Raw genomic sequence first — 9710 nt, forward strand, 5'->3', positions numbered from 1 at the left:
GAGGACGTGTCCTCCGGGCCCCTCCGCGCGCGGTTCAGCCGGTTCCGGTGCCGAGGCCCTCGGTACCGGCGGGGTCCTCCGCGGTACCCTGCGTACCCGCGGGGTCCTGCACCGTGCCGTCGGTTCCGGCCGGGTCCTGCACCGTGCCGTCGGTTCCCGCCGGGTCCTCGACGGTGCCCTCCTGCGTGCCCTCGTCCGGCTGGCCGGTTCCGGAGCCGTCGTCGAGCTGCACCATCCGCCGGTAGAGCGGGTCGCGGAAGTTCGCCAGCGCCACGAGCGGGCCGGAGAGGCTGACCCTCTCCTCGACCGACTCGGATCCGGTGGGCTGGACCCACACCACGACCAGGTAGTGGCCGCTGACGATCGCGTCGCTGGCGCTGTAGCCCTCGCCCAGGCGGTCGAACGGGTCGGCGCCGGAGGGGGAGAGCACGAACCCGGGGTCCGGGGAGGCGTCGCCCTCCCCTTCGGCCCCGGCCTCGTCCGCCTCGGGCGCGTTCATGGCGGCGGCGACGGCCCTGCTCCCCTCGACGTCGGCGAGGTTGAACACGGCCGTCACGCCGAAGTAGGTGTCGGAGACGTAGGTGGCGCGTCCTGCCTGGGTGCAGTCGGCCTCGGCCAGGGCGGTGCGGACCTGCTCCCCCCACACCGCGGCCGAGCAGTCGTCGCTCAGGTCCGAGTCGCGCAGGGTGAAGTCGATCTCCTGGCTGGAGATCTCCGCGTTGCGGCTCTCGAACAGCTCTCCGGCGTTGAGGGCGCGGCTGTCGTCCTCACGGGAGGCCAGCACCTCGTTCATGCGGCCGGTGTCGATCACCCGGTACATGACGGGTCGGGTCTCCTGGGCGGCCTGGTCCGCTCCGCCCCCCTCGCCGAGGCGCATGTACAGCACGGTACCGAGCACGGCCAGCGCCACGACGGCCACTCCGGCCACCACGAGGAGGGGACGGCGGCGCCCCTTGGTCTCCTGCTTCCTCCGGCCTCCGGCCCGGCGGCGCCCACCCGTGCGGGAGGACGGCCCCGCCGACATCTCGTCGGACTCGCTGTTTTTCCTCCGGCGTCCGGCGGGACCGGACGCCGACGGTTCAGAAGGGGACACCCAGTGGACCTTTCCTCGGATGCGGGCCGGCCGCGCGCGCGTGGCCGGCCCGGTTCGCTTGGGGAGAGGGGCGGAAAGCACCCCGCCCGCACGACCCTGGCGGAAGGGTCGATCTGTCCGAGATCCTATCGGGGCGTCCGACAGGGCGGGACAGGCCTACTCCTCGGCCCGACCCGCCTCGACGACCTCCTCGTAGATGAATTGCGTGGAGTTCATGGAGGCCACGCTCAGCTTCGCCAGGTCGGCGTTGTCGCCCGGGTCGGCGCCGTCGGTGTCGGCGACCCAGAACACCGCCAGGTAGTGGCCCATGACCTGGGCGTTCGCCTGGCTGTAACCCTCCTGGAGGCCGGGAATGTCGTCGCCGTTCTGCGTGAGCAGGAATCCGGCGTCGCTCTCGGCGTTGGTCGGGTCCAGGGAGGCCTCGACGTTGGCGGCCTCATCGGCGTTGGCCAGGTCGAAGACGGTGACCTGTGCGATGTGCTCCTCGCCCGCGTCGGTGTACACACCGGTGGCGGCCTGGATGCAGTTCGCGTCGATGAGGGTCTGGCCGAGCTCCTCGCCCCACACCAGTGAGGTGCAGGAGTCGGTGACGCTGCTCTGGCGGAGCTCCAGCGTCATGTCGTCGAGCCCGATCTCGCCGACCGCCCCGAACACGGACTCCTCGGTCATCGGCTCCGCGCCCTCGGGGCGTTCGTTGATCGCGCCGAACACGTCCTCGCGGTTGGGCTCGGACAGGTAGAGCTCCGGTGTGAGGGTGCTGTGCCCCTCCGGCGGAGCCACGACCGACTCGTCGCCGCCCGAGACCGAGCCCCCCGACCCCGTGAAGAGCTGGAAGGTCAGCAGTCCGAGGAGGGCGACCAGCGCGATGCTGAACGCGCCCAGCAGGACGCCGAGGACGGCTGTGCCGCGCTTGCGCTTGCTCTGCTCGGCGAGGGTGTAGACGATCTGGTTGGGGCGGTCTCCCAGGACCGACACCTTCTTGATCGCGGACGCGGAGAAGGCCGAGACCTTGCCGACCCCGCCGCGCCTGGCCCCGGACGCCCTGCGCCTCGAAGCTCCGGCCGCGGTCGCCCCGCGGCCCTTCCTGCGGCGGGAGGACCGCCGGGAGCCGGCGGCCTCGTCCTCGGCCGGGGCCTCCTCCCCCTCCTCGTCCTCGTACTCGTCGTAGTCGTCGTACGCCTCGTCCCCGTCGGCCCGGTCCGCGGTGTCGGCGGTGTCGGCGTCGGACGTGCGGGTGTGACCGTACTCCGCGGAGAAGTCCTCCTCGGGGTCGTAGTCGTCCTCGCGGCCCTCGTCGTGGCCGTAGTCGTCGGCGTGGTCCTCGGTGTAGGCCCGGCCGGCGCGGCGTGAACCGCCGCGCCGTCCCCGGCGGCCGTACCCGGACTCAGCTCTGCTCACGGTCTTTCTCAATCGTCAACCCGTGGTCTGCTCGAAAGGTACAGGGCGTTCTCCGCTCCGCGGCCGGACACGGCCGGCCCGCGTTCAGGAGCCCTGCGCTACTCGGGCTTCGCCCCGGAATCGGTTCCCGTGTCTCCGGCGTCGTTCGCGGTCGAGCCCTCGGTACTAGATCGCTCAGGGCTCGGGTGGTATTCCGTGCCCGCCTCCTCCGAGCTGCCATTTTGCGTTCCGGAGCCCGTTTCTTCGCTGTCCACGGCGCTGTAGACGGTGCTGTCGTCGGGCACCTCACTGCCGGCTGTGGCGCCGAACACCTGGGTTCCGGCGTCGTGGCCGTGGGGGACGACGGCGGTGGAGAAGGAGTCGATGCGGCGTCCGGCCCACACGAAGTAGGCGAGCGCGCCGAGGAAGACGACGATGGAGGTCCAGTTGTTGAGGCGCATGCCCAGGAAGTCGTTGGCGGGGTCGACGCGCAGGTACTCGATCCAGAACCGGCCCGCGCAGTAGCCCATGACGTAGAGCGCGAAGAGCCGGCCGCCCTGGAGTGAGCCCTCGAAGCGGCGTCCGGCCCAGGCCAGGAGCACGGCCAGGAGCAGGCACCACAGGGACTCGTAGAGGAAGGTGGGGTGGTACGTGGTGACGCCGAACTCCATGCCGGGGCGCAGGTGGCCCTCGGGGTAGGGGGTGATCTCCACGGCCCAGGGCAGGTCGGTGGGCGCTCCGAACAGCTCCTGGTTGAAGTAGTTGCCCCAGCGGCCGAGGGCCTGGGCGAGGGGGATGGTGGGGGCGATCGCGAACGACAGCTTGGACATGGACAGCCCGCGCTTGCGCGCCACCAGCCACACGCCCACGGCGCCCAGGGGCACGGCACCCCAGATGCCGAGGCCGCCCTCCCACACGTACAGGGCGCGGATGGGCTCGCGGCCCTCGCCGAAGTACAGCTGGGCGTCGCTGATGACGTGGTAGAGGCGGCCGCCGATCAGTCCCAGGATCACGGCCCAGACGGCCATGTCCATGATGGTGCCCTTCTCACCCCCCATGGCTGCCCAGCGGCGCTCGCTCCAGACCACGGCGACGACGACGCCGGCGAGGATGCACAGCGCGTAGAAGTGGATCTGGAGGGGCCCGATCGGGATCGCGTTGATCTGGGGGCTGGGGATGGCCGCGAGGGCGCGGCCGAGCCCGGCCGCGCCCTCGGAAGCTGTCGACGACAGTGTCACTGCTCTGCTCTCGGGTTCGCCCCGCGTGCGGGGGGTGCTGTCAGGGGTGCTACTCCGCGCCCCCGTCACCCATGGGCTGGGTGTCGACCTCACCGGCGTCCGCGGAGGCGATCGCCTCGTTGAGGCCCCTGACCGTCATGGCGGTGTTGTTGTCGAGCAACTCGCCGTTGAGGTACACGGAAGGAGTGCCGCGGAACGTGTTGTCTCCGCTGTAGCGAGTGTAGGCCGTTCCGGTGGCGGTGATGATCTCGCCCGTGTAGGTGCCGTCGAGGAAGGCGGGGTCGTGCCCGTGGTCGGCTCCCCAGGAGATCAGGTCGGACAGGACCATGGTGCCGAGGGTCTCCTCGCCGATCTCCGCCATGGCGTCCTCGGTGAGCGCGGGCAGGTAGTCCTCGGTGAACGTGGTGACGACGGCGGCCTCCTCGTCGATCCGCCGGTCGAACTCGCCCTCCTGCTCGGCGTTGGCGTCGGTCTGGCGGAACCAGTCCTTGAGCTCGTCGACGGTGAAGCCCTCGTTGCCCTCGGTGGGCTGGTTCTCGAAGAGGATGTCGTTGTACTCGACGAAGTAGCCGTGCTCGGCGGCGGCGCGTGCGGCGGCGCCGGCGCGCAGCGAGTTGCTGCTGATGGGCACCGGCTGCTGGGCGAAGATGCTCACCGGCCGGTAGTGCACGATGGCGTTGCCCTCGGCGGCGTTCCGTTTGAGGACGTCGCCGTTGAGCAGCTCGAACTGGCGGCAGGCGGGGCACTGGAAGTCGGCGTAGACCTCGACGACGGGCGCCTGCGCGCCCTCCTGGGCGAGGACGACGCTGCCGTCCTCCTGGAGGGCCTGGGGCGGGAGCGCCCCTTCGTACCCGGAGTCGCGGCGGTCGGCGTTGAGCACGGCGAACCCGATGCCGACGACCAGGACGACGACGGCCGCGGCGGCGCCGATGACGATGAGCGTCTTGGTGCGTTTGGCCGCCCGCTTCTCCCGTTCGCGCTGTTCCCTGATTTTCTCGCGGGAGCGCTTGCGCGCTTCACTCCCCATGCTTTCCCCTGTTTCTACTGCTGGAGGTGGTCGACCGTCGTGGGTTCCGGGGTCACCGGAAGAGCCCGATGGCGCGGTCGAGGGCGAAGGGTGATCGCGGCCAGACCGCGATGAAGGCGCCCATGGCGGCGAAGGCGATGTCGCGGGCGATGGAGAGCCCGTAGGTGGTCTCCCCGGGGGCGACCTGTCCGCCGCCGCCGAAGCAGCCGCAGTCGATGTTCAGGCCCCTGGCCATGGCGGAGACGATCCCGGCGATGAAGACGAACATGAGGAGGGCGCCGACGGCTCCGACGTAGCGGGTGGCGAGTCCGACGAGGAGGAGGGCCGCCAGGGCGAGCTCGAACAGGGGGAGGGTGTAGCCGATGAGCCGGGCGACCTCGACGGGGAAGAGGTCGTAGGCCTCGACCGCCTGGACGGAGAGCGCGGGCGGGAACTTGGAGACGGCGGCGAAGACGAGGACGGCCGCGAGTCCGAGCCGGCAGGCGAGGGTGAGCCAGGGTTGGACGGCCTCCCAGCGGGAGCGCGGGACCGCGGGGGCAGTGGAGGCGTCGGGGGATTCGTCGGTTGTGTCCATCGCTTGGGCCTTCGGGGAGTAGGGGACGCTTTGTCGCGTTCGGTGTCTGATCCGTCGCTCTACGTATCGCGTCACATCCTACTGACTGTGGTGAGTCCGTGACGCTGCGGCCGGAACCCCGGGCGCAGCGGCGGGCGCCCCAGGAATCCGCGACACCGCCATCACATCACCGGCACGGCCCCGGTGGGGGCGTTTCAGGGGTTCCGGCAGGGGCCTCTCACCCGATTCTCACCCTCTTAACCCTGCTTTTGACCAGGCGGGAAGAGCGCCGGGCCGCCCCCCGAGGGGACGGCCCGACGCCGGTGCCACAGGTCTCCCCGGCCGGTGACCGACGCCGCGACCGCCGTGGCCGGAGGTCCCGTGCGAACACGGCCCCGGTCCCGCGGGCGGGCTGCGCGTCCCGGTCGGAGGGGGCCCGCGGAGCACACCGGGCCCTACCTGTCGCGGACGCCCCCCGCGAGCTCCTCGGCGAAGGAGCGGACGGCGGTGAGGCCGGTCTCCAGGTCCGGGGCGTCCAGGATCCGCTGGCAGAACCCCGCGCCGACGATGACGCCGTCGGCGTAGGCGGCCACCTCGGCCGCCTGGGCGGCCGTGGAGATCCCCAGGCCCACACAGACCGGCAGGCCGGACTCGCGGGTCACCTCGCGGGTGCGCCGCACCAGCGTCGCGGCGGTGTCGGCGACCTGCGTGCGGGTGCCGGTCACGCCCATCAGCGAGGCCGCGTATACGAACCCGCTGCACGCCGCGGTGGTCATGGCGAGGCGGCGGTCGGTGGAGGAGGGCGCGACCAGGAAGATCCGGTCCAGGCCGGACGCCTCGGAGGCGGCCGTCCACGCCCCCGCCTCCTCGGGGATGAGGTCGGGGGTGATCACCCCGGCCCCGCCCGCCTTGGCGAGGTTCGCGGCGAAGCGCTCCACCCCGTAGCGCTCGATCGGGTTCCAGTACGACATGACCACGGCGGCGGCGCCCGTGGCGGCGGTGGCCTCCACGACGCGGAACACGTCCTCGGTGGTGGTTCCGGCCGCCAGGGCCCGGTCCGCGGCCCTCTGGATGGTGGGGCCGTCCATCATCGGGTCGGAGTAGGGCAGGCCGACCTCGATGACGTCGCAGCCCCCCTCCACCATGGCCTGGATCACCCGGACGGAGGAGTCCGGGTCCGGGAACCCCGCGGGGAGGTAGCCGATCAGGGCCGCCCGGCCCGCCTCGCGGGCCTCGGCCAGCTTGGTCTGCAGCGTCGTCGCGGTCATCACGCCTGTCCCTCCGTGTCGACGAGTCCGAAGTACGCGGCCGCGGTGTCGACGTCCTTGTCCCCGCGCCCGGAGAGGTTCACCAGGATGACGGCGTCCGGGCCGAGGCGCTCGCCGAGCTTGCGGGCGCCGGCCAGGGCGTGGGCGCTCTCGATCGCCGGGATGATGCCCTCGGTGCGGCACAGCAGGCGGAACGCCTCCATGGCCTCCGCGTCGGTGATCGGCTCGTAGCTCGCCCGGCCGGTGTCGGCGAGGTAGGCGTGCTCGGGGCCGACCGCCGGGTAGTCGAGCCCCGCCGAGATGGAGTGGCTGGGCAGGGTCTGGCCGAACTCGTCCTGGAGCACGAACGTGCGCGCCCCGTGGAAGACCCCGGGGCTGCCCGCGGTGATCGACGCGGCGGTGCGGGGGGTGTCCGCACCGTCCCCCCCGGCCTCGAAGCCGTACAGGGCGACGCTCTCGTCGGGGATGAACGCGGCGAAGACCGCCATGGCGTTGGAGCCGCCGCCCACGCAGGCGGCGACCGCGTCGGGGAGCCTGCCGACCCTCTCCAGGACCTGGGCGCGGGCCTCCTCCCCGACGACGAAGTGCAGGTCGCGCACCAGCTTGGGGAAGGGGTGGGGCCCGGCGACGGTGCCGAAGAGGTAGTGGGTGCGGTCCACGTTGGCGACCCAGTCGCGGAACGCCTCGTTGATGGCGTCCTTGAGGGTGCGGCTGCCGATGGTGACGGGGACGACCTCGGCGCCGAGCATGCGCATGCGGGCGACGTTGAGCGCCTGGCGCCGGGTGTCCTCCTCCCCCATGTAGATGACGCATTCCAGGCCCAGGAGGGCGCAGGCGGTGGCGGTGGCCACGCCGTGCTGTCCGGCTCCGGTCTCGGCGATGACGCGGGTCTTGCCCATGCGCCGGGTGAGCAGGGCCTGGCCGAGCACGTTGTTGATCTTGTGCGAGCCGGTGTGGTTGAGGTCCTCGCGCTTGAGGAGGACGCGGGCGCCGCCGCAGTGCTCGGAGAAGTTGCGGGCCTCGCTGAGGGCGCTGGGGCGGCCGGTGTAGTCCTTCAGCAGCGCGGCCAGTTCGGCCTGGTAGGCGGGGTCGTTCTTGGCCTTCTCCCACTCCGCCTCGACCTCGTCGAGGGCGGCGATGAGCGCCTCGGGGGCGAAGCGGCCCCCGAAGCGGCCGTAGTGCCCGCCGTGGTCGGGCAGTGGTCCAGCATGGCTCATTGGGACGTTCTCCTGGGAAGGGGCCGACGGCGGCTCTTCCCCCGGGCGTACGGCCGCGGGGGTCCGCGCGTCGACCGGCTGCGCGCCGCCTGGTTCCGGCGGCGCGTTCGGACCGGTGGGTCGACGCGGCGTCGGGAACCCGCGGCTCATGCCTGCGGGTTCCCTAAAGCCATCGCCATCGGAGGCCGGGGTGTGCCGTCACCGCGACCGTCCCTGGCGTCGTCTGTCCCATCGTGCTGTTCGTCCCCTAGTTCCGGTCACGCAGGGCGGGGTGTGCTCCCGCGGTCACCAGGTCGGCCACGGCCTCGCGCGGGTTCCGACCGCGGACGAGGCTCTCGCCGACGAGGACCGCTCCGGCGCCGGCGCCGGCGTAGGCCAGCAGGTCGTGCGGGCCGCGGACTCCGGACTCGGCGATCTTGACGACGTCGGAGGGGATGCCGGGGGCGATCCGGGAGAAGGTGTCCCGGTCGACCTCCAGGGTCTTGAGGTTGCGCGCGTTGACGCCGATGACGGTGGCGCCGGCGTCGACGGCCCGGGTCACCTCGTCCTCGTCGTGGACCTCGACCAGGGGCATGAGCCCCAGGGAGCGGGCGCGCTCGACCAGGGAGACCAGGGCCTCCTGTGGCAGCGCCGCGACGATGAGGAGGACGGCGGAGGCGCCGAAGACGCGGGCCTCCCACAGCTGGTAGGAGCTGACCACGAAGTCCTTGCGCAGGAGCGGGGTGTCGACGGCCTGGTGGACGGCCCGGAGGTCGTCGAGGCTGCCCTTGAAGCGGCGCTCCTCGGTGAGGACGCTGATGAGCGCGGCGCCCCCGGCCTCGTAGTCGCGGGCCAGGGCGGCGGGGTCGGTGATGGTCGCGAGCGGTCCCTTGGAGGGGCTCGCCCGCTTGACCTCGGCGATCACGTGGACGCCGGGACGGCGCAGGGCGGCTTCGGCGTCCTGCGGGGTGGGCGCCGACTCGGCCTGGGCCTTGAGGCGGTCCAGGGGCAGCGCCTCCTGCCGCTTCGCCAGGTCGGCGCGTACTCCGTCGAGGATCTCGTCGAGCACGCTCACCAGTTACCGCTCCCTCGTGCAGTGGTCTGTCACGGTGGTGGCTCCGGCGGGCGGGCCGCCCGCGCGGCGTGCCCGGACGCACCGCCGGCGCACCGTGTTGCTGGTCATCGTATCGACCTTCGGGGGCCGGGGGGCCGCCACCCCCCACCTGGTCCCCCGGGTTCTCCGGGGGAACGGGTGGGAAGGGGTGGCTGTGTCCGCTTGTGTCAGGGGGTGTCCGGCGGCGCGTGCCGCCGCGCCGGAATCAGATCTCGGAGATGAAGAGGCCGACCATCATCACGATCACGAAGAGGATGTAGAGGGCCGCCGGGACGAAGAGCACCACGCCGATGATGCCCATGACCTTGGCGATCTTGGACGAGGACTCGGCGCCCCGGTAGTCGCCGGACGTCCACTGGCTGTTGACCATGACGGCGAAGATCAGGCCGATGATGCCGATCACCGGGAAGCAGCTGATGATGCCCAGGATGTTCATGGCCAGGTGGTTCTTGGGCGGGTCGCCGGGAGGCGGGCCGCCGTGGCCCGGTACGCCTCCGTAGCCGGAGGGAGGGCCGTATCCGCCGGGTGTGCCGTAGCCCCCTGGAGGGCCGTATCCCCCGGGGGGACCGTGGCCGCCGGGGGGCAGGGCGTCGTAGCTCATGTCGGGTTCCGCTCTCGTGGGGGATGTCGGCGGGCCGGCTCGTCCCCGGCTCCACCTGTCGGGCACGGCCCTCACCGGCGTTCCGCCCGTCCGGGCCCGTGGCGCCGATGGGCGGCCGGGACGGCCGGTCTTCTTCCTTGCCGGGGGCGCCGCGCGTTCGTCGGCGCCCCTGCCCCGGAGACCGGGGCCCCGGGGGCCCGGGGCCCCGCCCCCCGCGGGGGGGCGCCCGCGGCGGGGCGCCCG

9 protein-coding genes are annotated in these 9710 nt (G+C 72.3%); all 9 read right to left on the minus strand.

Going from position 1 to position 9710, the window contains the following annotated elements:
- Positions 1-34: 34 nt before the first annotated feature.
- The 9 genes from ACWGL3_RS28100 to ACWGL3_RS28140 all read right to left on the minus strand — a co-directional run bounded on the left by ACWGL3_RS28100 (position 35) and on the right by ACWGL3_RS28140 (position 9467).
- Positions 35-1093, minus strand: coding sequence for a hypothetical protein (locus tag ACWGL3_RS28100; RefSeq protein ID WP_267945760.1), 1059 nt, complete (start codon positions 1091-1093; stop codon positions 35-37).
- Positions 1094-1249: 156 nt separating this feature from the next.
- Positions 1250-2491, minus strand: a complete 1242-nt coding sequence (locus tag ACWGL3_RS28105; protein WP_267945761.1) for a hypothetical protein — start codon at positions 2489-2491, stop codon at positions 1250-1252.
- Positions 2492-2589: 98 nt separating this feature from the next.
- The gene (lgt, locus tag ACWGL3_RS28110) at positions 2590-3702 is read right to left on the minus strand and encodes a prolipoprotein diacylglyceryl transferase (protein WP_267950449.1); all 1113 of its coding nucleotides are present in this window, start codon (positions 3700-3702) and stop codon (positions 2590-2592) included.
- Between the two features lie 55 nt (positions 3703-3757).
- On the minus strand, positions 3758-4735 hold the full coding sequence (locus ACWGL3_RS28115) for a DsbA family protein (RefSeq protein WP_267945762.1): 978 nt from the start codon (positions 4733-4735) through the stop codon (positions 3758-3760).
- A gap of 52 nt (positions 4736-4787) precedes the next feature.
- Positions 4788-5309 (minus strand): MauE/DoxX family redox-associated membrane protein, encoded by a 522-nt coding sequence (locus ACWGL3_RS28120; protein WP_267945763.1) that lies wholly within the window; start codon positions 5307-5309, stop codon positions 4788-4790.
- Between the two features lie 434 nt (positions 5310-5743).
- Complete coding sequence (trpA, locus tag ACWGL3_RS28125; RefSeq protein ID WP_267945764.1) at positions 5744-6556, minus strand: tryptophan synthase subunit alpha; 813 nt, start codon at positions 6554-6556, stop codon at positions 5744-5746.
- Entirely contained in the window at positions 6556-7773 is a 1218-nt protein-coding gene (gene trpB / locus ACWGL3_RS28130) for a tryptophan synthase subunit beta (RefSeq protein ID WP_267945765.1), read from the minus strand. Before trpB ends, trpA begins: the two co-directional genes overlap by 1 nt.
- Before the next feature lie 247 nt (positions 7774-8020).
- A complete protein-coding gene (gene trpC / locus ACWGL3_RS28135) occupies positions 8021-8827 on the minus strand; it encodes an indole-3-glycerol phosphate synthase TrpC (RefSeq protein WP_267945766.1) in 807 nt (268 codons plus the stop codon).
- Positions 8828-9071: 244 nt separating this feature from the next.
- The gene (locus ACWGL3_RS28140) at positions 9072-9467 is read right to left on the minus strand and encodes a CD225/dispanin family protein (protein WP_267945767.1); all 396 of its coding nucleotides are present in this window, start codon (positions 9465-9467) and stop codon (positions 9072-9074) included.
- Positions 9468-9710 lie beyond the last annotated feature (243 nt).

The organism is Nocardiopsis sp. NPDC055824, from assembly GCF_053616335.1.

What these genes read in the sequence shown, in the direction of transcription:
- ACWGL3_RS28115 (WP_267945762.1), bottom strand. Translation starts at nt 4,735, where the DNA reads ATGGGGAGTGAAGCGCGCAAGCGCTCCCGCGAGAAAATCAGGGAACAG.
- ACWGL3_RS28140 (WP_267945767.1), bottom strand. Translation starts at nt 9,467, where the DNA reads ATGAGCTACGACGCCCTGCCCCCCGGCGGCCACGGTCCCCCCGGGGGA.
- ACWGL3_RS28120 (WP_267945763.1), bottom strand. Translation starts at nt 5,309, where the DNA reads ATGGACACAACCGACGAATCCCCCGACGCCTCCACTGCCCCCGCGGTC.
- trpB (WP_267945765.1), bottom strand. Translation starts at nt 7,773, where the DNA reads ATGAGCCATGCTGGACCACTGCCCGACCACGGCGGGCACTACGGCCGC.
- trpA (WP_267945764.1), bottom strand. Translation starts at nt 6,556, where the DNA reads ATGACCGCGACGACGCTGCAGACCAAGCTGGCCGAGGCCCGCGAGGCG.